Source organism: Arthrobacter sp. 24S4-2, assembly GCF_005280255.1.
Lineage (GTDB): Bacteria > Actinomycetota > Actinomycetes > Actinomycetales > Micrococcaceae > Arthrobacter.
On sequence record NZ_CP040018.1, the window covers coordinates 3,819,336 to 3,843,390 of the forward strand.

12 protein-coding genes and 3 pseudogenes are annotated in these 24,055 nt (G+C 66.2%); 6 read left to right on the forward strand and 9 right to left on the reverse strand.

Annotated elements, in window-relative coordinates; translation table 11 throughout:
* Positions 1 to 105: 105 nt before the first annotated feature.
* Together FCN77_RS17715 and FCN77_RS17720 are read right to left on the reverse strand one after the other, a co-directional pair.
* Complete coding sequence (locus FCN77_RS17715) at positions 106 to 3,123, reverse strand: UPF0182 family protein (protein WP_175417301.1); 3,018 nt, start codon at positions 3,121 to 3,123, stop codon at positions 106 to 108.
* A 155-nt stretch (positions 3,124 to 3,278) separates the two neighbouring features.
* The gene (locus tag FCN77_RS17720; protein ID WP_175417302.1) at positions 3,279 to 4,469 is read right to left on the reverse strand and encodes a PDZ domain-containing protein; all 1,191 of its coding nucleotides are present in this window, start codon (positions 4,467 to 4,469) and stop codon (positions 3,279 to 3,281) included.
* Between the two features lie 219 nt (positions 4,470 to 4,688).
* Here FCN77_RS17720 and FCN77_RS17725 point away from each other — a divergent pair, with 219 nt between their 5' ends.
* Positions 4,689 to 6,095 carry a zinc-dependent metalloprotease gene (locus tag FCN77_RS17725; RefSeq protein WP_137323325.1) on the forward strand — a complete coding sequence of 469 codons (1,407 nt, stop codon included), beginning with the start codon at positions 4,689 to 4,691 and terminating at the stop codon, positions 6,093 to 6,095.
* A gap of 13 nt (positions 6,096 to 6,108) precedes the next feature.
* On the opposite strand, the pseudogene FCN77_RS17730 reads toward FCN77_RS17725, so the two are convergent.
* From FCN77_RS17730 to nudC, 3 genes and pseudogenes are all read right to left on the reverse strand, one after another.
* Positions 6,109 to 6,743: pseudogene (locus FCN77_RS17730) on the reverse strand (M48 family metallopeptidase).
* A pseudogene (locus FCN77_RS17735) lies at positions 6,743 to 8,895 on the reverse strand (ATP-dependent DNA helicase UvrD2). Before FCN77_RS17735 ends, FCN77_RS17730 begins: the two co-directional pseudogenes overlap by 1 nt.
* Before the next feature lie 81 nt (positions 8,896 to 8,976).
* Positions 8,977 to 9,954 carry an NAD(+) diphosphatase gene (nudC, locus tag FCN77_RS17740; RefSeq protein WP_254678613.1) on the reverse strand — a complete coding sequence of 326 codons (978 nt, stop codon included), beginning with the start codon at positions 9,952 to 9,954 and terminating at the stop codon, positions 8,977 to 8,979.
* A 290-nt stretch (positions 9,955 to 10,244) separates the two neighbouring features.
* Here nudC and FCN77_RS17745 point away from each other — a divergent pair, with 290 nt between their 5' ends.
* The gene (locus FCN77_RS17745) at positions 10,245 to 11,582 is read left to right on the forward strand and encodes a macrolide 2'-phosphotransferase (protein WP_137323327.1); all 1,338 of its coding nucleotides are present in this window, start codon (positions 10,245 to 10,247) and stop codon (positions 11,580 to 11,582) included.
* On the opposite strand, the gene FCN77_RS17750 is transcribed toward FCN77_RS17745, so the two are convergent.
* Genes FCN77_RS17750 through FCN77_RS17760 form a run of 3 tightly spaced genes read right to left on the reverse strand, consistent with a single transcriptional unit; the run spans position 11,554 to position 18,973 of the window.
* Entirely contained in the window at positions 11,554 to 15,147 is a 3,594-nt protein-coding gene (locus FCN77_RS17750; protein ID WP_137323328.1) for an ATP-dependent DNA helicase, read from the reverse strand. The two genes, FCN77_RS17745 and FCN77_RS17750, sit on opposite strands and share 29 nt — an antisense overlap.
* Positions 15,144 to 18,518 carry an ATP-dependent DNA helicase gene (locus FCN77_RS17755; protein WP_254679038.1) on the reverse strand — a complete coding sequence of 1,125 codons (3,375 nt, stop codon included), beginning with the start codon at positions 18,516 to 18,518 and terminating at the stop codon, positions 15,144 to 15,146. Before FCN77_RS17755 ends, FCN77_RS17750 begins: the two co-directional genes overlap by 4 nt.
* A gap of 38 nt (positions 18,519 to 18,556) precedes the next feature.
* Entirely contained in the window at positions 18,557 to 18,973 is a 417-nt protein-coding gene (locus tag FCN77_RS17760) for an MGMT family protein (protein WP_137323329.1), read from the reverse strand.
* 139 nt (positions 18,974 to 19,112) lie between these two features.
* Between FCN77_RS17760 and FCN77_RS17765 the strand changes: the two genes are divergently transcribed.
* From FCN77_RS17765 to FCN77_RS17780, 4 genes and pseudogenes are all read left to right on the forward strand, one after another.
* Entirely contained in the window at positions 19,113 to 19,823 is a 711-nt protein-coding gene (locus tag FCN77_RS17765; RefSeq protein WP_137323330.1) for a 3'-5' exonuclease, read from the forward strand.
* A gap of 292 nt (positions 19,824 to 20,115) precedes the next feature.
* Positions 20,116 to 21,065, forward strand: a pseudogene (locus tag FCN77_RS17770) (ABC transporter substrate-binding protein).
* 11 nt (positions 21,066 to 21,076) lie between these two features.
* Positions 21,077 to 21,841 (forward strand): amino acid ABC transporter permease, encoded by a 765-nt coding sequence (locus FCN77_RS17775; protein WP_137323331.1) that lies wholly within the window; start codon positions 21,077 to 21,079, stop codon positions 21,839 to 21,841.
* Positions 21,838 to 22,575 carry an amino acid ABC transporter ATP-binding protein gene (locus FCN77_RS17780; RefSeq protein ID WP_137323332.1) on the forward strand — a complete coding sequence of 246 codons (738 nt, stop codon included), beginning with the start codon at positions 21,838 to 21,840 and terminating at the stop codon, positions 22,573 to 22,575. The genes FCN77_RS17775 and FCN77_RS17780 overlap by 4 nt, the downstream gene beginning before the upstream one ends.
* A 125-nt stretch (positions 22,576 to 22,700) precedes the next feature.
* On the opposite strand, the gene hemL is transcribed toward FCN77_RS17780, so the two are convergent.
* On the reverse strand, positions 22,701 to 24,044 hold the full coding sequence (gene hemL, locus FCN77_RS17785) for a glutamate-1-semialdehyde 2,1-aminomutase (RefSeq protein ID WP_137323333.1): 1,344 nt from the start codon (positions 24,042 to 24,044) through the stop codon (positions 22,701 to 22,703).
* Positions 24,045 to 24,055 lie beyond the last annotated feature (11 nt).

Consider the following 24,055-nt stretch of genomic DNA (forward strand, 5'->3'; position numbering starts at 1 on the left):
CCCCGGATATCGGTGAGGCGCCGGACACGGCAAAGGCCGGCCTCCCCTGTCCTCACGGAAGGGGAAACCGGCCTGTTCCAGGCTATTGCGAGCCCGCCCGCCTGATCAGTTGCCGGGAGAGGACGACGGCGAGGCTGCCGCCGACGGGGCCGCTGTCGGCGCCGGAGTTGCCCCCTGCGTCGGAGCTGCAGAACCAGTCCCGAGCTTAGCTTCGGCGTCGATCGCCTTTTGCAGAGCAGCGGACAGTTTCTTCTGCTGCTCACCGTAGCCTGCAAAATCACCCTTCGCGAGGGCGTCCTGGCCGGCCTTGATGGCTGCGTTCGCTTCGTCCAGCGCGGCCTTGAGGTCCGCCTTGGCATCCGTGCTGCCGGTGGCAGGCGGGGTGCTTCCCCCGGTTGCGGGCGGCGTCTGCCCGTTATTGGCAAAGTCACCGGCCTGGGCGCCCGACTGGCCACCGAAGAGCTGGTTGAGCGCCTCATCGAGTGTTGCCGCGAAACCGATCTTGTCGCCGAAGGCCACCAGCACGCGCTGCAGTGTGGGGTACGAGGTTTCACCCGTGGACCGCAGGTAAACGGGCTGCACATAGAGCAGACCGCCGCCCACCGGAAGGGTCAGCAGGTTGCCGTTGAGGACGGCGGACGCGCCCTGCCGGAGCAGGTTCAGGGCCTGCGACACAGTGGGATCCGAGTTGAACTTGTTCTGCGCCTGGCCGGGGCCGGGCACCTGGGCTTCCGGCGGAATCTGCAGGAGCCTGAGCTGGCCGTAGCTTTCGGCCTTGACGCCCTTCTGGTTGCCGGCGTCCGAATCCGCGGCGAGGAATCCGTACAGCACGTTGCGGGCGGTGCCGTTGACCACCTGCGGAATGAACGACGACGTGAGCTGGAAGGCAGGCTTGTCCTGGTCCGGCATCTTCAGCGACATGTAGAACGGCGGCTGCTTGACCTCGTCCTTGACCGTGGGATCGTTCGGCACGGACCACGCGTCGTTGTTCGTGTAGAAGTTATCCGGCTGGGTGACGTGGTAGCGGCCCAGCAGCTCGCGCTGGACCTTGAACAGGTCTTCGGGGTACCGGACGTGGCTCATGAGTGCGCCGGACATCTCCGAGTACGGCTTCAGGGAAGTGGGGAAGATGTTCTGCCAGGCCTTCAGCACCGGATCCTGGTCATCCCAGGCATACAGCGTGACGGAACCGTCGTAGGCGTCAACGGTTGCCTTCACGGAGTTGCGGATGTAGTTGACCGAGCTGTTCGGCAAGGCGACGGTGCGCCCGGCCGTGGTCTGCGAATCAGCGGTTGCCGCGGAAAGCTGCTCCTGCTGGGAATACGGGTAGTACTGGCTGGTGGTGTATCCGTCCACGATCCACTTGACCCGGCCGTCCACTACTGCCGGGTAGGCGTTTCCGTCGACCGTGAGGTACGGCGCCACCTTTTCAACTCGGTCCCGCGGGTTGCGGTCGTAGAGGATCTGCGAGTCGGCGTTCACTCCGTCGGACAGCAAGAGGTCGGAGGACTGGAACTTGACCGCGTAAAGGACCTTGTTGAAGAAGCTGCCGACGTTCGGTCCGCCGTTTCCGGTGAAGGTGTACTGGGTTTCGCCGTCACCTTCCTTGCCGGCGGGGCGGTCCTGCTCACGGTGCGGCGCACCGTCCGGGGCTCCGACGATCGAGTACTCGGGCGAGTTTTCGCCGAAGTAGATCCGGGGCTGATAGGTCGCATCTGTGCCGAGGACTCCGGTGGACGGGATGCCGGCCTGCAGGAACTCGGGTTTGCCGTCGGCCGTGAACTTGTTGCCTTTGGCCGCCACCACGCCGTAGCCGTGGGTGTAGACCACGTGCCGGTTCAGCCAGGACTGCTGGTTGGCGCTCAGGCCGTCCGGGTTCAGCTCACGGACGGCAATCACGGTGTCCTGGACCTTGCCGTCCACTTCATACCGGTCGACGTTCAGCGCGCTTGGGAACTGGTAATAGGGCCGGTACTGCTCAAGCTGGGCGAACGCGTCCGAAATCAGGTTAGGGTCCAGGAGCCGGATATTGGCAGTGGTCTGTGCGTCCGGTGCCAGCGCGCCGGTGGTGGCATTGGTGGTGGCGTTGTAGCGCTTTTCCTGGATCTTATCCAGGCCGTAGGCAGAACGGGTCATGCTGATGTTCCGCTCAATGAACGGCTTTTCAAGCGTCTGTTCGGACGGGCGCACCTGGAACTGCTGGATGACCCACGGGTAGACACCGCCGGCAAGGATGGACGTAATGACCAGCATGGCCGTGCCGATTACGGGCAGCCGCCATTTGCCGATCACGGCGGCAACGATGAACAGGATTGCCACGAGCGCGGCGGCAACGGCCAGGATCGACTTCGTCGGAATGACCGCGTTCACATCCGTGTACAAGGCACCGGCCCAGCGGCCGCCGGAGTTCTGGACAGCGGAATAGCGGTCCAGCCAGAAGTTCACGCCAAGCAGCAGAAGGAAGGCCGCACCCGTCACGGCGAGGTGGATCTGGGCAGCGCGGCTGGTGAAGATGCCGCGCTCCATGATCCGGATGCTGCCATAGAGATAGTGGGTAAGGATGCCGGCAATGCCCGCCACGATGGCGACGCTGATCAGGAAGCCGGTGACGAAACCCAGGAAGGGCAGCGTCATGAGGTAGAAGCTGATGTCCAGGTTGAACTGGGGATCGTTCTGGCCGAACGGCACCTGATTGAAAAAGAGCAGCACTTTCTGCCACTGGCTGGCGGCGGCGCTCCCGGCAAAGAGACCGAACAGTATCGGCAGGCCGATCATGACCACCCGGCGCACGGGTTCCAGCTGCGCCTGGTAGCGGTTCAGGTTGTCCCTGATTTCCGAGTCCGGGGCATAGACGGGACGGGCGTGATAGGCGATTCGGATGGCGTAGAACATCGCCACGAACATCAGGACGAATCCAGCCACGAAAATGGCGATCCTCGAGAGGTTCTCCGTCAGGAACACTTCAAAGAAACCGAGCTGCTGATACCAGAGAACGTCGGTCCAGACGTTGGCGAAGAAGATGAATCCGACCACAACCAGGGCAACGACGATCAACGTCGGCGTCAAGGCACCTCGCCTTGGCTGGGGTCTTCCGGGCGGAGTGGAGCTGGCGGGACGGGACAAACTCGGTACCTCATAGCTGGTTGTCAGTTACTGGTCTAGTAAAAAGCAGAGCGCGCGTGATGAGTGTTTGCTCTGACTGCGGTCTTGCCGAGCGAGGGTTCAACATCAGTCATAACTGCCACGAGTGGCGGTGGTGCTTAGTTCCTGCAATTAGTCTAGTTGCTGGTGCAGCCCGGAAGGCCGGATGTGTCGCCCCCTGCGCCGACCGCCGTCACCGCTTCCCGGGCCTCTGCCAGGTTCTCGACTTTCACCACCTGCATGCCGTCCGGGATGTGCCCCATCACTTCTGCGCAGTTGGCTGCCGGGGCCAGGAATACCGTGGCTCCGTCTTCACGGGCCCCGTACATCTTCTGGGCGATACCGCCGATGGATCCCACAATGCCGTCGGGAGTGATCGTGCCGGTTCCGGCGATGTGTTTTCCGCCGGTCAGGTCCCCCGGCGTCACCGTGTCGATGATGCCCAGGGCAAACATCATTCCGGCGCTGGGGCCACCAACCTTGTCGAGGGAAATCTTGACCTCGAACGGAAACTTGAATTCGTACTTCAACAGCACACCAAGGATAAATTTGCCCGCGGAATTCTCGGCGGGAGTGATGGTTTCGGTGACCGGCGCACCGTTGCGGTTGACGACGACGGTAGCCGGCTTCCCGCGTCCGGCGGCCAGTTCTTCCTGAACCACGGTCAGTGACGTTACGGGCTTGCCGTTCACTGTGGAAAAAACGTCACCGGCCTGAAGCTTGCCGGCTGAGGCAGACTGGTCCGCGAGGTCGGCGACCAACAGCTTCTGCTCAAACGGAATGTTCAGTTCCTTCAGGGCGGATGCGACGGCATTCTCCTGTGAAGTGGCCATGGCGACGGCGCTCTCCTGTTGGGATTCCTCCTTGGTTACGCCGCTGGGAAAGATGAGTTCCTCGGGGTAGACAGCCTTGGACCTGTCCAGCCACCCGGAGAAGGCTTCGAACACACTCACCGGACCGTTGGGGCCGCCGTTGACGTAAACGGTGGTGAGGTCGAGGTTTCCCTTCGCAGGAAACACCTCGCGGCCCGCCACGCTGATCACGGGTTTGCCGTTGTCGTTGGCGAGCGTATTGAACGTCGGTCCCGGTGACTCCACCACATAGGGAACCGGAAGGCTGGCAGCCGTGATGCCCAGCGCCAGCGCAATCAGCCCGGAAGCCACCATGGCCGCGTACCGGTTATCGCGCTCCTTGGCGCGGCGGGACGTTGGCCGGCCCGATGATGGGCGGCCCGATGTGGACCACCGGGACAGCAGGCCGGGAGTGCTCCTGCCGCTGCCCTGGTCCGCCGGATCCCCTGGAGTCTGGTCACCCTGAGTAATTGTCAATGAAGGACCTCTCCGCACCTGCGCCCGTGGGCACGGCACTGTGGCTGCGTCCAATCTCAATGCCGGCAGCCTGCAAATATTCCGATTACTAACACTACGCGTTGGGCGGGCTGGAGCGCTCTTTGCCTACAGCGAACGGGGCCGGTTTCGGCAGACAGCCGCCAACGCCCCGGGGTACCGTGAAGGTGATCAACAGTCACACCGACGATCGGCGGGATCATGACCTCCAACCCACTCAATCCGTCCAATGGCGACGACGACACCCCGAAGGATCCGCTTGCGGAAATGCTTCAGAACCTCATGGGTGGCAAGGGCATGGGTGACATAGACCCCGCCGAACTGGCCAAAGCCGCGGGACTTCCTAACGACCCGAACCTCCTGGCCCAGATGTTCTCGCAGGTGCAGGCAATGATGAGCACCTCCTCCGAGGGCCCGGTGAATTGGCAGCTCGCGCACGAGAACGCCCGCCGGGTGGCTGCGAGCGGGTCCGACCCGTCCGTCACCGCTCAACAGTCCCGTGAAATCGACGAGGCACTGCGCCTGGCCGAGTTGTGGCTCGACCAGGTAACGGAACTTCCCGCCACCGGCCTGATCGGCAGGGCATGGTCCCGGGCCGAGTGGGTCGAGGAGACCCTCGGTACGTGGAAGCGGCTCACTGAGCCGGTGGCCAACAGTATTGCCAATGCGCTGTCCACTGCCATGACCGAACAGATGCCCGAAGAAATGAAGTCGATGATGGGCGGGGCGTCATCCATGTTGCAGAACATGGGCGGTGCCATCTTTGGCATGCAGCTCGGCCAGGCCATCGGCGCCCTCTCCGCTGAAGTGGTGAGCTCAACGGACATCGGCGTTCCGCTCGCCGACCTCGAAATGGCGCTCCTCCCGGCCAACGTGGCCAAGTTCGGCGAAGGCCTCAGCCTGCCCGAGAACGACATCCGGCTTTTCCTGGCCGTCCGGGAAGCCGCCCACGCCCGGCTTTTCGTCCAGGTGCCCTGGCTCCGCGGCCACCTCCTCGGGGCCATCGAGGCCTACGCCCGCGGCATCCACATCGACACTTCAAAGATCGAAGAGCTGGCCCGGGAGATCGACCCGAGCAACCCCGAAGGCATCCAGGAGGCACTCTCCCAGGGCGTGTTCATGCCCCAGCGGACCCCGGCCCAGGAACAGGCACTCGAAAAACTCGAAACCGCGCTGGCCCTGGTGGAGGGCTGGGTGGACGAACTGACTGCTGCGGCCACGGAGAAGTTCCTGCCCTCGGCGTCGGCACTCCGCGAGACAGTCCGGCGGCGCCGCGCCACCGGCGGCCCGGCCGAACATGCCTTCTCCTCCCTGGTGGGACTGGAGCTGCGGCCCCGGCGCCTCCGCGAAGCTGCCACCTTGTGGGCCTCCCTCAAGGAAGAACGTGGCACCGAAGGCCGGGACGCCATCTGGCACCACCCCGACCTGCTGCCCACCGGCGAGGACCTGGACGATCCGCAGGGGTTCAGTGCACGCCGCAAACTCGCCGAAGCGAACGACACCGAGGTGGATGACGCCCTGCAGAAGCTGCTGAGCGGCGGATTCGATGAACCGGCCAAGGACGACGAAGGATCCGGGAACGACGACGGGGAGACCCCTAAGGCCTAGGGCATAAGCGGACTTAGAAGAGCACCGACGGGACTTCGGTTTCGTCGGTGCTCTCGCCGTGTCCGTCGGCGTCAGGCACCAATCCGCGCGAGGTGGCGAACGCCACGCCCTCGAGGAACGCTTTGGCCCGCTGCGTCTCGGGGTACGCCTCCAGGAGCCGCCAGAACGCGGGATTGTGCCCGGCGACCAGCAGGTGCGCGAGTTCGTGCAGCAGAACGTAATCGGTCACCCACTGCGGCATGGGCCGCAGCTTGTCGGAGAGCCGGATGGTCCGTCGGCGGGCGTTGCCGAGCCCCAGCGGGAATTCTGGTTGCTGACCCAGCGCACAGACGACGGCACGGACCGTCCGCCAAGATACTTCCTCGACAGTTCGGCCGCATGCTCGGCCAGTGCGGCATCCGATGCCGGGCCGCGCCGCCCGGCCCCGCGGGATCGCCGGACTCCCTGCAGCCGGAGTTTCTCCAGCATCCGGTGCACCCATTCGCTTTCCTGGGCCTTGCTGAAATGCGCCGGGATGGCCACGACCGCGGTGCCGTTCTCCCAGAAGGCCGCCACTGTCCGGCGGCGCCGTGCTGAACGCCGCACTACAACCGGGGCGCCGTCGTGCGTCGTCAGCGGGCTGCTTTGTTTGTTCGCGGTTCCGGCCATCAGGCGCTGCCGTTTTCCGTCAGCACTTCAAGCACCGCTTCGCCGTACTTTTCCAGCTTGGAGGGCCCAATGCCGGCCAGCTGTGACAGCTGTTCAAGGGAAGTGGGCCGGGCCTCCGCAATCGCCGTGAGCGTCGCATCGGTGAACACGACGAACGCCGGGACTTCGGCGGCAAGGGCGACGTCCTTGCGCCACTGACGCAGTGCTTCAAAGGTCTGCTCCTCATAGCTCGGCGGGCACTGGCTGCAGCGGCCCACCTTCCGTTCAGCGCCCGTGGACAGCATGCTTCCGCAGACCCGGCACATCGCCGGGGCAGCCGCCTTGCGCCGCGGGGCGGGACCTTTGCCGCGGGCCGTGGAGCTGGCCACGGAATCCGGACGCAGGCCGTCAAGGAAGCGCGAGGGCTTCCGGTTGGCCCTCCCGCCCGGGGTCCGGGCAACGGACCAGGAAAGTGAGAGGTGCTCGCGCGCCCGGGTGATGCCGACGTAGAGCAGGCGGCGTTCCTCGTCCACGTCTTCCGGGGAGTCGGCGAAGGAGATCGGCATGAGTCCTTCGCAGAGCCCCACGAGGAAGACGGCATCCCACTCGAGCCCCTTGGCGGCGTGCAGCGATGCCAGGGTGACGCCCTGCACGGTGGGGGCGTGCTGGGCGAGGGAACGCTCCTGCAGTTCGTTGACGAAATCCGAGAGGGTGAACTGGGGGCCCCTGCTCAGCACCAGCTCATCCGCCAGGGCAACCAGCGCGGCCAGGGATTCCCAGCGTTCCCGCAGGGCTCCCCCGTTGTGCGGAGCGGACTCCGTGTAGCCGAGGGAAGCCACGATGTCCCGGACCAGCTGGCCGAGCGGTTCGGGGGCCGAGGTCTCTGCCGCGGCGCGTGTGGCAGCCCTGAGCTGGAGGATTGCGTCCCGGACTTCCTTGCGGGCGAAGAACCGCTCCCCCCGCGCAGCTGGTAGCCGATGCCTGCTGATGCCAGGGCCTGTTCGTAGGCTTCGGACTGTCCGTTGGTCCGGAACAGTACGGCGATCTCGCTGGCCGGCGTGCCGGCGTCGAGCAGTTCGCGGATCTTGATCGCAACCGTGGCCGCCTCCGCTTCGTCGTCCGCGCATTCGGTGAACTGCGGCAGCGGCCCGGGCTCCCGTTGTGCCACCAGCTTGAGCGGTGCGGCCCACGCCGCGTCCGCGACGGGTCCCCCGCTGCGGCGGCCGGCGAGCAGGTCGTTGGCCAGTTTTACCACTTGGGGCGTGGACCGGTAGTCCCGGATCAGCTTGACGACGCTGGCTCCCGGGTACATGGCTTTGAAGCCCAGCAAGTGCTTGGGTGACGCACCGGTGAACGAGTAAATGGTCTGGCTGGCGTCGCCCACTACGCAGAGTTCGTCGCGTCCGCCCAGCCACAGTTCCAGGAGCCGCTGCTGCAGCGGCGAAACATCCTGGTACTCGTCCACTACGAAGTGCCGGTACTGTTCCCGCACAGTAGCCGCGACTTTCGGATCCTCCTGCAGGATGCCCACAGTAATCAGCAGGACGTCCTCGAAATCGATGACGTTGCGGTCGGTCTTGACGTCCTCGTAGGACTGGAAGACGCGGGCCACGGCGGTGAGGTCGAAGCCGCCCGGGTTGCCCCTGCCCTGCGCATTCTCCAGGTAGTTGGCAGGGGTAAGCATGGACACCTTGGCCCATTCGATCTCCGAGGCCAGGTCCCGGATGGACGCACGGTCAGTGCTCAGCCTGAGACGCCTGGCAGCCTCGGCGATCATCTGAGCCTTGTGGTCCAGGAGATTGGGAAGCGCGCCGCCCACCGCCTGCGGCCAGAAGAACTGGAGCTGCCGCAGTGCCGCAGCATGGAAGGTCCGTGCCTGGACGTTGCCTACGCCGAGGTCGCGCAGCCGGCTTCGCATTTCCGCAGCGGCGCGTGCAGTAAAGGTCACGGCCAGCAGCCGCTGGGGGCTGTAAACGCCCGAGTGCACGCCATAGGCGATCCGGTGCGTAATGGCGCGTGTCTTGCCCGTGCCTGCGCCCGCGAGCACGCAAAGCGGGCCGTTCAGCGTGCTGGCGACTTCCCTCTGCTCGTCGTCGAGTCCGCCAAGAATGCGGTCTTCAAGGGACCGGTTGTCCTGCGGAACTTCCGGGGACGCGCTATCGCCGGCGGCGATGCGTTCAAAATTGTCAGTTGTCACTTTGCTGCTCAGTCGGTCGATGGTTTCCGGTGGAGTGTCCGCTGCTGCCGCGGGGAATCAAGTGTCGGCGGGACGGTCCCGGATGACGCCGCCATACCAATGTTCAATGAGTGACCGGGCAATGGACAGCCTGCTGGAAATGACGATCTCACCCCTAAGCACGGCTTCCTGGAGTTCCGCACGGCTGAACCACCGGGCCCGGGTGACCTCCACGCCGTCGGGCGTTGCTTCCGTGTCGGCTGTTGTGGCGGTGAACCCCAGCATCAGCGAGGCCGGGAACGGCCACGACTGGGAGCCCAGGTACTGGGCGGCAGTGACCCGCACTCCTACTTCCTCCTGGATTTCGCGCACGACTGCCTGTTCGAGGGATTCCCCCGGCTCCACGAATCCGGCCAGGGTGGAATAGTTCTTTGCGTCCAGCGGCCCGCCGCCGCCCAGCAGGAGCCGGTCATCCGGGCCAACCACGGTGACGATGATGGCGGGATCGGTCCGGGGGTAATGCTCGGAGTTGTCCGCGGGGCAGCGGCGGACCCAGCCGCCGGCCTCCACGAGCGTTGCGGCGCCGCACCGAGGGCAGTGCAGGTGTGTGGCATGCCAGTTTGCGATGGCGCTGGCTTCGACGAACAGGGCGGTATCCGTGGCATTCAGGCGGGCCGCGATTTCGCGGAAACCCGTCCACACGGCGTCGGCCGGTATCCCGGCGATCCCCCGCTCAAACTGTTCGGCATGGACTTCGAAAGGTTCGTCCAGGACGAAGAGCACTAGCTCCGTGCCCTCTGCCAGGTCCGAACCTTGCAGGGCGGAACCGAGGTAAATCATCATCGACGGGGGCGATCCGGCCTGATGGAGGCTCTCCGCCAGGCCGGCAGCCTCCATCAGCAGCAGGCTATCGCCGCAGACCAGGGCCTGCCGGTGGGAGAGCACCATGGCGCGTGCTGTTCCGGAGCCGACCACGGCCTCAACCATTCCCGGCTTCATGCGGGCACCGGATCCGCGGTCAACCAACGCAGGGCGGACGGGAAGGACGGTGTCCATCAGATGGTTCGCCGGCAGGCGCTTCAAGGGGGCCGCACCGCCCGGTGACACATTCTCAGCTGCCTTGTTTTGTTCTGCTGTATTTTGGGCTGCCGGGGACTCCGCAAGACTCATGTACCCACCGTACTGACTCCGGCAGACAATTGACATTTGCCCAGGCCGCCCAGGCTGCCCCGGGAAGCCGCCCGACGGCCCCCTTGGCAATGGAAATTGCCACGTAAATCGTCCCGATCTGGAGACTCGCCGTAGTACATCGCCGTCTTGGGCGCCAGTCAATCTACCGTGGATGCGTGAGAAGAAAACCGATCGAACTGGCAGCTGTAGCAACTGCGGCAGTCCCCGGACTGACGCCCACCGCCGTGAGTTCAGCTCCCGACGATCCGGCGGACTTCGATTCGGCACTTCTGCTGGACTCGGAGGGGAAGCAGTGGCGTGTCCGTTCGCCCCGCCACGCCGAAGCCAGTGCACGGCTGGAAACGGAGTTCATGGTTCTTCGTGCCTTCGCGCCGGGCATCAGGGCCGAACTGCCCTTCCTCATGCCCACAGTTGCAGGCACCGTGCGGCAGGGGACACTCAGCACCTTCGTTTACTCCCACCTGGCCGGCACCACACGCAGTGTCGAAGAGCTGACAGCGGGCCCGGAAGGCCTCGCACGGGAGCTGGGTGCGGCCCTGGCCGCCATCCACGACCTTCCCCAGGCCCTGGTCAGCAACGCCGACCTTCCCAGCTACACTCCCAACGAATTCCGGCAGCGGCGACTCAACGAACTCGACCAGGCCGCGACCACCGGAAAGATCCCCCCGGTGCTCCTGCGCCGGTGGGAACACGCCCTTGAGGATGTGTCCCTCTGGCGCTTCAATCCCTGCGTGGTGCACGGTGACCTGCACGAGGACAACATCCTGGTGGACGGCCACCGGGTGACGGCCGTTACCGGCTGGACCGATTTGCGCATCGGCGATCCGGCCGACGACATGGCCTGGCTGGTGGCCTCCAATGAACAGGGCTTCGTCGACGCCGTGCTTCGCCACTACACGTCCAGCCGCAGGGATGCCCCGGACGCCCACCTGCTGCGCCGGGCAGCGCTCTCCGCCGAATTTGCGCTGGCCCAGTACCTCGTGAAGGGCCTCGCCGCGGACGATCATGACATGATCCGTGAAGCCGAAGCCATGCTTGCCTCGCTGGCCGAGGACATCGCCGAACACGGCGGACAGCCCATCAGCGTTGAGCCGTTGCCGCAGGCCGTTCCGGCGGTGAGTGTGGAACCGTTGCCGCAGGACCCGGCGGCCGGTGCCGCCCAGCCTGCTCTTGCCGCCGACCAGATTGCCGGGATGTCCGGAGCACCCTCAGCGGACGCCATGCCCTCCGTGCATGTGACGCCGATCCCGGCCGACGCCGTACAGGGTTCATCTGGCGTGGCCGCACCCCGCGGCGACCTGTCCGGTGGAACCGAAACCAAGCATTCCGGGGAATCCGTATCCTCCGGCGGGGACCAAGCCGGGACTGCTTCCGCCGGGGGCAGCGAATCGGGCCCGGCAGCCGGCGGCGGAAACCCGGCTTCTCCCCCGGCGTTCTCCGCGGACGACACGTCCACCGCAGCCCTCAAGATTGTGGACGCAAAGTTCCGCTAACGGCGGGATTACCGGCCAGTGCTGCGGCTCCGCCGAGGGCCGCGGTGATGATCTCTTCCAGCTGCTCCGCCGAGCCAAGATCATGGGGGCGCACCACCTGGTCCTCGCCCACGTAATAGAAGGCGGCGCGGACGCTGTCCAGCGGAACTCCTTGGAGCCTGGCCCACGCCAGACGGTAGACAGCCAGCTGGACAGCCTTCACCTTCAGCTGGCCTGCAGCGGGACGGCGGCCCGTCTTCCAGTCCACCAGGTCCCAGCCGCCGTCGGCATCCCGAAACACGGCATCGATGCGGCCGCGCACCACTACGTCGCCGATGCGAGTCTCCACCGGAACCTCAACATGGGCGGGTGCGCGGTGCGCCCACTCGGAATTCCGGAACGTCTCCACCATGGAGTCCAGCCCGTAGGCCTCGTCAATGTGGTTGTCCGAACCCGGCGCCTCGTCCAGGTCCAGCATTCCTGCCGAGCCGAAGTACTCCTCCACCCAGGCATGGAAAGCCGTGCCCTTGCGTGCCGACATGCCTGGCTCTCGGGGAACCGGCCGGCGCAGGCGGGCCACCACTGAACCGGGATCGTCGCCCAGGTCCACAAAAGTGGAAGCCGAGATATGCCCGGGCAGGTGGACATCCTGAACGGCGGACCGGCGGTGGCGGCGCTCCAGCAGCAGCGCCGCTTCCCGTGCCCAGTTTGCCGCGAGGCTGCGGGGCTGCCGGGGCTGTTCGGAAACGGAACCCCCAGCGGCATTCACCGGACCACCGGCAGCCACGGCTTCGCGGACCCGCACGGCAGCCGTTTCCATTGCTGCCCGCCGTCCCGGGACCAGCCTGAGCCTGGCGCCGGTTCGCGGGTCGACAGGTCCCTCCAGCGGGTCGTAGGGCCACAGCGCCAGTTCGAGATCCTGGGTCAACGGACTTTCGGCCGGCAACGATGTTTCCTCCACGGATTCAGGGTGCACGACGGCGGCCAGCTCCTGCGGCGCTTCCGGCAACCCGGCGGGTCCGCCCGCAGCCTGCCCGGTGGCGCCTGCAAGAGGCGCCAGCTCCGCAAGGAACGGCGACATCTCGGCCATCCCGGCGCGCGACCCGACCCAGGCGGCGCTGGAAACCCACAGCACGAATTTCGCCCGGGTGTAGGCCACGTAGGCGAGCCGGCGTTCCTCGGCCTCGCCGTGCGCCTGGACGTCAGCCTTGAAGTCCTTCTCGGCATCCAGCCACCCTTTTTGGTCGGGCTGGTCCAGGTCCCACTGCGGCAGATCGGCGCGGTCTCCCCGCAGCGGCCACGGCAGGGCAGCGCTTCCACTGCTCCAACGCGAATCCCGGCTGCTCGGGAAAGCCCCGGCGTTCAGCCCCGGGACAAACACAACGTCCCATTCCAGGCCCTTTGAGGCGTGCACAGTCAGAAGCTGAACGGCTTCATGGTTGACGTCCGGTGCTGCCACGTCCAGCCCGCCTTCCTCGGTGGCCGCTGCCTCCAGCCAGGCAAGGAAGGCGAGGACGTCAACGCGGTGCGAGGTGTGCAGGAAGCCCGCCGCAGCATCATGGAACGCGTCCAGGTTCCGCCGGGCCTGGTGGATGCTGAACCCGGGGCGGGCCGCCACCTCAATATCAAGAAGCATGGCCCGTTCCACCTCGCCGAGCAGCGTGGTCAGGTCATCGCCCATGAATCCCCTGAGCTGCCGGAGTTCGGACGAGAAGGCGTGCAGCCGGTCCAGGGCAGCCGTGCTCAGACTCCGGCCGTGGCCCGACGTCCACCCTTCGCGAGGCAGCCAGTCCAGGGCTTCCACCAGGCTCGCCGAATCGGTGATGTCGCCCTCAATGACGTCGGCGTCGGCATCGTCGCCCTCCTCCGGACCCGGGCGCCCGCGGCGCCGTGCAAGGAAAGCGGACCAGTCCCGGAATGCCATGAGGTCCGCCGGTCCTATCCGCCAGCGGGCCCCGGCAAGGAGGCGCATCAGCGAGTCCGAGCGGCCCGGATCGGCGAGGACGCGCAGCGTGGCTACCAGGTCCACAATTTCGGGGGTGTCCAGAAGGCCTCCGAGACCCACAATTTCATAGGGGATCCCCCGTACTTCAAACTCGCGCCGAACGCACTCCATCTGGGCCCGGCGGCGGCACAGCACGGCCATGGCAGGCGGTACGCGATCTTCCCCGGCTGAGTCCTCGAAGTCGGTGACGCGGTACTTCAGCACATCACCGGCAATGGCCCTGGCCTCGTCTTCGTCCGTCGCAAACCGGCCGATGACCACCTTCCCCTGCGCTGCGGCGGGGCTGGGCTGCAGCGGCGGGACTTCCACGGACTCTGCGGACTCCCGCTCCCCGGCCGGACCGGCCTGTACGGCAGCAGCGCTGAGCGGCGCCGAGATGACGTTGGCCGCGGACAGGATGTTGCGACCGTTGCGCCACGCAGTGGTCAGGTAGGAAGTGGGCGCCACCGTAAACGTGTCGCGGGCCAGAGCGTTCCCAAGCCCATCGGGCCCGGAACCTGGATCGGCCGCGGCGGCGTCCGGCGCGTCTGCATCCACCCTGACCGGGAACTCCCGGACAAAGTGGAAGAGCTGGCCGGCGGACGCGCCCCTGAACCCGTAGATCGACTGGTTGGGATCCCCCACTGCCGTCACGGCATGGCCGCCGCCGAAGAGCCGGGAGAACAGAACGAGCTGAGCGTGGGAGGTGTCCTGGAATTCGTCGAGCAGGACCACCTTGAACCGCTGGCGTTCCACTTCGGCGGCGAGCGGAATCTCGCTGGCCACACGGGCGGCCAGCGCCACCAGATCGCCGAAGTCGAGCGCTCCGCGTGCCCGCTTTGCTTCGGAATACCTGCCCACTATTTCGGCCACGCTGGCCCTCGTGCGCAGCATGGCGCCCAGTTCGCCGGCAGCCTGGGTCGGGTTCTTTTTGGCGCCGGCCACATAAGGCAGGGCGTCATATTCGGCGACCCGGTCCATCAGCCAGTCCTGCACCTGGCCGGGATCCCGGAGGTGTTCGGCGCATTCGCCCGCGAGCTGGATGACGGCCCGCACGAGCGTGGACTTGGCTGCGCGGAAGTGCTCGTAGTCGCCGTCGAAAGCCTCCACCACTTCGCTGGCAAGCTGCCATGCCTGGGCACCGCCCAGCAGCACAACGTCGCGTTCCACACCGAGCCGGAGACCATAGTCAGACACGATGCCGCTGGCGTAGGAGTGGTATGTGGACACCTTGGGTTCCAGGGCGTCCTCGCTGAGCAGTCCAGCCGGGAAGGTCAGGTGCCGGGTGTCCTCCGCTGCGATGCGTTGGAGGGCGGCCAGCTTGGCGCGGATCCGGCTGGCCAGTTCCCCGGCAGCCTTGCGTGTAAACGTGACACCAAGGACCTCCTCGGGCCGTACCCAGCCGTTGGCCACGAGCCACACCACGCGGTCCGCCATCGTCGCGGTTTTGCCCGAGCCTGCGCCGGCGATGACCAGCCGCGGCGTGAGCGGCGAGGAGATGATGGCAGACTGTTCCGCTGTGGGGCTGTTGCGTTCGCCCAACATGGCCGTCAGCTTCTCGGGTGAAAACCGCGGCGCCGGGACGTCGTGGGCCGGCGTCATTCGGTTACCTGCTTTCCGCGGGAGCACAGGGGGCACACTTCAGGCAAGCGGCAACCGTGGCCGCCGTGGCCTGATTTCGCCGGATCGTGGCGTGCCTCGAAAACATTTCCGGACATAAGCTGCGCGGCCTCGTTCACCATGTCCAGCGCCCAGTTCCCGGAAGGGTCCAGCGGTTCCTGGGCCTGGACGCCGGGGCTTTTGCTGCTGGTGCCGAGCTGGGCCAGAACTGCCCCGCCCGGCTGGGCGGCTGTGCCCGGAGCGTCCGGGTCGGTAAAACCGCCCGCCAGCACTGCCGCCTGGTACGCGCCCAGCTGCGGGTGGCGCGACAGATCGCCTTTGGCCGGCTGCCGCTTCCCGGTTTTGAGGTCCACCACCACCAGCCGCCCCTCAGAATCGATCTCCAGCCGGTCCACCTGCCCCCGCAGCACCGAGGATCTCACGGTCTTCTCGGCTTCAGCTTCCGCCGGTCCGTCTGTTTCCTGTGGCGGATCGTCCACGATGTCCGGCAGATTGACCTCAAAGTCGCGTTCCACGCCGACCAGGCTCCTGCCTTCACTGCGCATGACCAGGATGTACTGTGCCAGCTTCCGGACCATGGCTTCGGCCCGCTGGAAATCCAGCTTGCCCTCCCAGTTGTCCTTCATGCCGAGTGTCGGCCAGCGCCGGACCAGCTCTGCAACATATTCGCTGCCCGAAGCGTCAGGCAGATCCTGGGCGATGGCGTGGACCAGCGTTCCGAGGCTTCTGGCGAAGTCGGTGGCGGCTTCGCCCCCGGCAGCCTGGATGAACCAGTCGAGCGGGGACTTCTGGACGGTCTCCACTTTGGACGGCGAGACGAACACTGTTCCTCCGGGCGGCACAATCCGTTCCTCGGAAGACAGCGGCGCGAGCCCCCACCAGGAGTCGGGATGGGCTCCCGGCACGGACGGTTCGACCGCAGCAAGTCCGGCGAGCACCCTGGCTGCCTCGACGGAATCAGCTGCGTGCTTTCCGTCCAGCTGCGCGTATTGCCGCAGCTCCGCCACCAGGGCACGCAGTGTGAGCGGACGTTCCACGGGGGTGAATGTCCGCCGGTCCTGGCCGGCCTGCAGCGGCGCGGCATAGTCGAGAAAGGCCGAGGGCTGTTCGTCCTCGGACGATACCGCGGTGCAGATGAGCACCTCGGTGGCGCGGGAGACCGCCGTCGAAAAGCTGCGGAGTTCGTCGTACCGGATCTCACGCAGCCTGCTGATGGGGCCAAGCTGCAGGGCATGGTCCACGCCGTGCTCCACTGCGTCGGCAAAGAGCGTGCTGCCCAGGAGCTCCCCGCGAAGCCTCGTGTTGGGCCACACGCCTTCCTGCAGGCCGGCGACAATGACCACCGGCCATTCACGTCCGGCAGCACTGGCCGGCGTCATCAGTTCGACGGCGTCCTCCAGCTGCGCCCGGGCCGCGAGTGTGTCCATCGGGAGCTCCTGGCTGAGCAGGTACTCCAGGAACTGCTCAGGGCCGGAACCCGGCAACTGGTCCACATAGCGTTCGGCGGTGTGGAAGAGCGCCATCATGGCATCCAGGTCACGGTCTGCCCTGGCGCCCGCCGCACCACCGGCGAGGGCTGCATCGGTCCACCGGGCGGCGAGGCCGGTGGAGTTCCAAAGTGCCCACAGCACGGTTTCGGCGTTTCCTCCCGGTTCACTGGCGGCTGCCCGCCCGGCATGGATCATCCGGGCGACGCGGCGGGCAGAGTGCCCTTCAATCCCCAGCGTAGCCAGCGCCCCCGGCTCCAGCAGCGACTCAACCAGGAGTGCGTCGCTGGTCCGTCCGCCTCCGCCCAGGATCTCCTCGCGCCGAAGTGACTGCCTGAGGCGGCGGAGCTCGATGGAGGTGGCGCCCCCGATTCTGGAGGTCAGGAGGGAGACAGCCGACTCGGGGGTCAGCGCCGCGGGGTCAAGGGCGACGGCATAGGCATCCAGCAACGGCCGCACTGCCACCTCGTCCCGGACAGCAGACTCGGCAACGGGTACCTGCACGGGGATGCCATGCCCGGCGAGGTGACGCAGCAGCTGGTTCAGTTGCCCGCCGTTGCGGACGATCACGGCAATGTCGCCAAGCTCCCGTCCGTGGTTCAGGTGGGCGTCAAGAATGCGCTGCGCCACGTACCGGAGTTCGTGGACGGGGGACGGCAGGAGATGCCCTTCCACGCTGCCGTCATCTGCGGCAGCGCAACCTTCCGGAGTATCCGCCGGGATTCCCGGGATCTCCAGGCGGCGGGCGGACTGTCCGCCGGCGCGCTGGGAGATGCGCGCGGCCACGGAAAGCCAGGCCTGCGCAACGGCGGGCCGGTGGCGGTGGGTCACCCAGAGCGGACGCTCCAGGGCGGCGCCTGCAGCCGCTGGGTCGCCCGGCAGGCTTCCCGGCGTGCCAGCGGACAAGAGCAGGTGCGGCAATTCAGCAGTGAGGTCCGGCCTCGCGCCGCGGAACCCCTGGACAACGGTGTCCGGAGAGTAGGTCACATAGCTGTCCTTGCCCGTAGCAATGTCCGCCAGCAGCTCGAACACGGCCGGGTTGGCCTCCTGGATGTCGTCCACCAGGATGAGCTGAAGGCGGTCCCTCTCGGCGGCCAGGAAGTCCGGGGCGTCCTGGAATATCTGGCGTGCGGCCGTGATGATTCCGGCGGGATCAAACGCCTCGGGCATCCGCAGGTCCAGTACGTCGCGGTACTCGGCGTAGAGCGCGGCCGCGGCCACCCAGTCCGGACGGCTGCACTGGCGGGCCAGGGTCACAAGGTCATCAGGTGTCCGGCCGGATTCGATGATGCGGTCGAAGAGCTGGCGGACTTCCTGGCGGAATCCGCGGGTTTCCAGCGCTGCACCCAGGTCTTCCGGCCACGGCAGTTCCAGGCCGGGCCGGGCGTGGCCCTCGAGCAGTTCCTTGATGATGAGGTCCTGTTCGGGTCCGGAAAGCAGCCGCGGCGGCCGCGGCAGCGGCAGGATGCCTTCCGCCTTGGCGCGCCGGATCAGATCGAAGGCGTACGACGCCCAGGTGCGGGCCGGCGTCGTGCTGAGGCTCCTGTTGAGCCGTGCGGTGAAGCGGTCCCTGAGGGAATCGGCGGCCAGTCGGCTGGGCGCGAGCACGAGCATTCGCTCCGGGTCCACACCGTCGCGTTCCGCCCGGCGTACGGCCGCTTCGATGAGCACGGTGGACTTCCCTGTTCCCGGGGCCCCGGGGACGAGGACCGGACCGGAACCGTGCGGGACGTCCACGGCGGCCTGCTGGTCCGGCGACAGCACGGGAACAACGCTGTGCACGTGCCGGGGAGGCAGAAGCCGCAGGGCCGCGGCGGCTCCGGCAGGCCTGGCGATCGTTAGCTGGCGTTCCTGCTGTCCTGCCAGCTGTACTGCTTGGGCTCCCGCGGAGTCGGTGGTAAGTGTCACACGGTCATTTCATCATCCGGGGCCGACAATTTATGGAGCTGACGCTCCAGCCGCTCGGCAATGGAGTCAATGAGGTCAAAATCATGGTCATCCGGAGCCCACCGGGCGGCCATCAGGTCGACGCGCCAGCGGCCCTCGCCAGTCCGGATGAAGTCGAGGTAACGGCCCAGAAGGGGAGTCTTTTCTGCCAGGTAAAACTGCAGGGCTTCGGCTCCGAGCCCCTGGGGCGCCTCCCCGCTGGCCCTCAGCACGCGCCACCAGGGGACGGAACTTCCGTGGTGGCTCATGACGGATCCCACCTGCCGCGCGCCGCCGGAGCCGAGAAGCTCGGCGACATCCCCGTAGGCCACGGCTGCTCCCGGAGGAACGAGCTCAACCAGGGCGAGCACCGCCTCAACATACTCCGAACGCATGAACCCAGCTTAACGGTTTCGCCGGCCCCCTCGGCGCCCGCCGCCGTCCGACGGGGGACCAGCGAAGGCACGGCGGCCGGCCGGCGGCACGCCGGTGGCATGGCACAAAACTGTCAGTGGCGGCAGGTAGTTTTGGAGCATGAGCACTTGGAACTCCTTGCCCCGGGCAGCCTTCGACCTGGAAACCACCGGCCGCAACTCGCGCTCCGCCCGGATCGTCACTGCCTCCGTCACCGTGGTGGATGCCGACGGCGGTGTCCTCAAGGAGCACGAGTGGCTGGCCGACCCCGGGGTGGAGATCCCGGCCGAAGCCAGTGAGGTCCATGGAGTGACCACCGAAAAGGCACGGCAGGAGGGCCGCCCGGCTGCGGAAGTCACCCGCGAACTGGCTGCCGTCCTTCAGGGTCTGTTCGACGACGGTGTCCCGGTGATCGCGTTCAACGCCAGCTATGACTTCACTGTGCTGGCCGCCGAGTCCGCCCGGTACGGCATTCCGCAACTGAACCGGTTCCCCGTGCTTGACCCCTACATCATGAACAAGCAGGTGGACCGCTACCGCAAGGGCAAGAGGACGCTGACGGCGCTGTGCGAGGAGTACGACGTCAACCTGGATAACGCCCACACTTCCGCCGCGGACGCCCTGGCGACGCTTCGGATGCTGGATGCCATGGCCGGAAAATTCCCCAAGCTCCGGATGGCGGCCGGCCAGCTCCACCAACTGCAGGTCGGCTGGGCTGCAACGCAGGCTGCGGACTTCCAGACCTACCTCCGCAAGACCAAGCCCACGGCAGTGATCGAGGGTGAATGGCCGGTCCTCCCGCCCGAGGACGCCAGCAGGGGCGACTTCTGAGAGGTGCGACGCATTTCACAGTCGCGCATTCACCGGCCGAGGTAATGCTGATCGCTCTCTGATTCCGCTGCAGGTCGTTCTGCTGGCGGGTTCGGAACGGGGCAGCTAGAAATGCTGCACACCATTCGGATAATAGGGATTATGGGCACGCGTTTCTTCGTCTAACGGTCGCCGGAGTGCCTGGTGAGACAATTAAGTTTTGCGGGCGCGCCCTCTGCGACGCCGGATCTCCGCCGTGGACGGCCTCCCACCGCTCGCCGCCCCTGTGTCTCCCGAACGAAAGTGATGCGTGATGAAAGCCAAAGCCCTGAAGTGGCTGACCACAGTTCCTGTGGCCATTGCCGTGGCCGTGTCCCTGGCCGCGTGCGGCGGCGGCGCCGCCGCCCCAGCGGAACGCCCACCGATGCCCTCGCCGGCAGCGACCAGCAGACGCTGGACAAGTACACCACCGCAGATGTCACCGCGCTGGACAAGATCGACAAGTCCAAGCTCGGCCTCGCCACAGACGGCACGCTGCGCGTCGGCACCCTCTCGGACGCCCCGCCGAACATCTTCATCGACCCCTCCGGCAAATTCACCGGCTACGACAACGAACTCCTGCGCGCCATCGGCGACAAGCTGGGCCTCAAGGTCGAGTTCGCCTCCACTGACTTTTCCGCGCTTCTCTCGCAGGTAGCCAACAAGCAGTTCGACGTCGGGTCCTCCTCGATCTCGACCACCGATGCACGGCGCAAAACTGTCGGCTTCACCAACGGCTACGACTTCGGCTACATGGCTGTCGTGACCAAGACAGACTCCAAGATCACCGGCTTCGCCGATCTCAAGGAAGGCGCCCGCATCGGCGTCGTCCAGGGAACTGTCCAGGATGACTACGTCACCAACACGCTCAAGATCGAGCCCGTCCGCTTTCCGGACTACAACACCGTCTACGGCAACGTGAAGAACGGCCAGATCGACGCTTGGGTGGCTCCGTCGCAGCAGGCTACCGGCCAGGTCAAGGAAGGCGATAACACCAAAATCGCCGAGAAGGTCGTGAACACCCAGAACTTCACCGCTTACGCCGTGAACAAGGACAACAAGGCGCTGATCGATGCCCTGAACGCAGGCTTGGATGCCGTAATCGCTGACGGCACATGGGCCAAGCTCACGGCCGAGTGGTACAAGGACCGTCCGACGTTGGCCGAGCAGACGCCGCAGGGCTGGAAGCCTGGCAGCAAGGCCGTCCAGATCCCCGCCAAGTAACCGGGCGTTCCATGGATATCCTCAACCAGCTCGCCAACACCTTCTTTGACTGGAAGGCGATGGGCGAAGTCATTCCCAAGATGTTCGCCATCGGCCTGCCCAACACCCTCGTATTGGCTGTCATCTCCGGCATCATCGGGACGGCATTGGGAATGCTGCTCGCCCTCATGGGGATCTCCCGGAACGCAGCGGCCCGGTGGATTGCACGGGTCTACACGGACATACTCCGCGGGCTCCCGCCTGTGCTGACGATCCTGGTCATTGGCTTCGGTTTCGGGCCGATCATTCGTGAACTGACTGGCTCCACAAGTCCCTACCCGATGGCCATCGCGGCATTGTCCCTGATGTCGGGTGCCTACATCGGTGAAATCTTCCGCTCCGGCATCCAGAGCGTTGACAAGGGACAACTCGAAGCATCGCGTGCCCTGGGTTTCGGCTACGGCCCCTCCATGCGCCTTGTGGTGGTTCCCCAGGGAATCCGCCGGGTACTGCCTGCCCTCGTGAACCAATTCATTGCACTGATCAAGGAATCATCGCTGGTCTTTATGCTGGGACTGCTCGCGACGGAACGTGAAATCTTCCAGATCGGCAAGGACGCCGCTGCCAACAGCGGCAACCTGTCTCCGTACGTGGCCGCGGCCATCTTCTATCTGGCGCTGACCATCCCGCTCACGCACTTCGTGAACTGGATTGACGGCCGCCTGCGCTCAGGCCGGCCGGAAAAGAAGGAACCGGACGAGGCAGCCGCCGTCGTCGGAAAGGGAGCGCACGTATGAGCGAATTCGCATCCGGAACACTGACAGGGAAGAACATCCACCTTTCCTTCGGCAGCAACCACGTCCTGCGCGGCATTGACCTGCACGTCGAAAAGGGCACCACGGCCTCCGTGATCGGCCCTTCAGGCTCAGGAAAGTCCACGTTGCTGCGGGTCATGAACCGCCTCATCGAACCGGATCAGGGGGACATCCTGCTGGACGGCCGTTCGGTCCTGAAAGACAACCCGGACGAGCTGCGCCGGCGGATAGGCATGGTCTTCCAGCAGTTCAACCTCTTCCCGCATAAGACGGTGGCAGAAAACGTCTCGCTGGCTCTGCGCAAATTGCGGGGCATGTCCAAGGAACAGGCACGTGACGAAGCCCTCGCACAGCTCGACCTGGTCGGACTGAAGCACAAGGCCGATGCCCGGCCGGCCAACCTGTCCGGCGGCCAGCAGCAGCGGGTGGCCATAGCCCGGGCACTGGCCATGAAGCCGGAGGTCATGTTCTTCGACGAAGCGACCTCGGCGCTGGATCCGGAGCTCGTCAAGGGCGTCCTCGCGCTGATGGCGGACCTGGCCCAGGGAGGCATGACCATGGTGGTGGTTACCCACGAAATGGGCTTCTCCCGCAACGTGTCCGACACGGTGACGTTCATGGACGCCGGCGTAGTGGTGGAGTCCGGTCCGCCGGAGCAGCTGTTCAACAATCCGCAAACGGAACGGCTGCAGGGCTTCCTCTCCGACGTCCTGTAGACAGACCCGCACGCGAACCCAAAAAAGATCCCCGGTTACTGACCGCCATCCGCCCAAGGGCGGAGACGGCCAGTAACCGGGGATCTTTGCGTAGCGCAGGAATTCCCCGGCGCCCCCTGAAAGCCCTAAAGCGCCGCTGGCACTGCTGCCCCGGCGGCAGCCCGGGCTGCCGCGGGGAGTGCTTCGAAGATCCGGTTCATGGCGGCGTCGTCGTGCGCTGCGGAGAGGAACCACGCTTCAAAGACCGACGGCGGCAGGTAGACCCCGGAGTCCAGCATGGAGTGGAAGAACGGCGCGTAGCGGAACACTTCCTGGGCCTGCGCGTCGTCATAATTGTGGACGCCGCGGGCCGAGGTGCCGAAGGCTACCGAGAACAGGTTGCCTGCCCGCTGGATGGAGTGGTCCACGCCCGCGGCGTCCAGTGCCGCGGACAGCGCAGCGGAAAGCTCCAGCGAGCGTGCGTCGATGAACGCGTACACCTCCGGGGTGGCATGGGTCAGGGTGGCGACGCCGGCAGCCATGGCCACGGGGTTTCCGGACAGGGTCCCGGCCTGGTAGACGGGGCCAAGCGGCGCAAGGTAGTCCATGATGTCTGCCCGGCCGGCGAGGGCCGCCGTCGGCATGCCGCCGCCGATCACTTTGCCGAAGGTCAGCAGGTCCGGGGTCCACGGTTCGGCAGCATCCGCTGCCCCGCCCGTAAGCCCCCAGTAGCCTGAGTAGCCGGTGCGGAAGCCCGTGAGGACTTCGTCGACAATGAGCAGTGCACCGTGTTCGCGGGTGATCCGCGAAAGGCCCGCGTTGAAGCCCTCGCCGGGCGTAACCACGCCCATGTTGGCCGGAGCCGCCTCCGTGATGACAGCCGCGATGTTGCTGCCGTGCGTGGCGAACGCGGCCTCGACGGCTGCGAGGTCATTGTAGGGAAGCACCAGGGTTTCGGCGGCCGTGGCTGCGGTGACCCCGGCGGAACCGGGCAGCGCCAGGGTGGCGACGCCGGACCCGGCCGCAGCCAGGAGACCGTCGAGGTGCCCGTGGTAGCAGCCGGCAAACTTGATGACCAGGTCCCGGCCGGTAAAGCCGCGGGCCAGGCGGATGGCCGTCATGGTGGCCTCGGTACCGGTGGACACCATCCGGACACGCTCCGCGACGGGAACACGTTCCTGGACGATGGCGGCCAAATTGGCTTCATCCGGCGTCGAAGCGCCGAAGGACAGCCCGCGGTCCACGGCAGCGTGGACCGCTTCGAGGACGGCAGGGTGGGCGTGTCCCAGCAGCGCAGGGCCCCAGGAGCAGACCAGGTCCACGTACTCGGCGCCGTCGGCATCCGTCAGGTACGGGCCCTTGGCGGACACCATGAACCGCGGTGTCCCGCCGACGGAACCAAACGCCCTGACGGGTGAATTGACGCCGCCGGGCATGAGCCGGCGTGCACGGTCGAAGAGTTCCTCGTTGCGGGGAGAGCTGGAAGTCATGGTTCCTATTC

Coding starts and splice junctions, on each gene's coding strand:
- FCN77_RS17725 (WP_137323325.1), top strand. CDS start 4,689: ATGACCTCCAACCCACTCAATCCGTCCAATGGCGACGACGACACCCCG.
- nudC (WP_254678613.1), bottom strand. CDS start 9,954: ATGGACACCGTCCTTCCCGTCCGCCCTGCGTTGGTTGACCGCGGATCC.
- FCN77_RS17750 (WP_137323328.1), bottom strand. CDS start 15,147: ATGACGCCGGCCCACGACGTCCCGGCGCCGCGGTTTTCACCCGAGAAG.
- FCN77_RS17760 (WP_137323329.1), bottom strand. CDS start 18,973: ATGCGTTCGGAGTATGTTGAGGCGGTGCTCGCCCTGGTTGAGCTCGTT.
- FCN77_RS17765 (WP_137323330.1), top strand. CDS start 19,113: ATGAGCACTTGGAACTCCTTGCCCCGGGCAGCCTTCGACCTGGAAACC.
- FCN77_RS17775 (WP_137323331.1), top strand. CDS start 21,077: ATGGATATCCTCAACCAGCTCGCCAACACCTTCTTTGACTGGAAGGCG.
- FCN77_RS17780 (WP_137323332.1), top strand. CDS start 21,838: ATGAGCGAATTCGCATCCGGAACACTGACAGGGAAGAACATCCACCTT.
- hemL (WP_137323333.1), bottom strand. CDS start 24,044: ATGACTTCCAGCTCTCCCCGCAACGAGGAACTCTTCGACCGTGCACGC.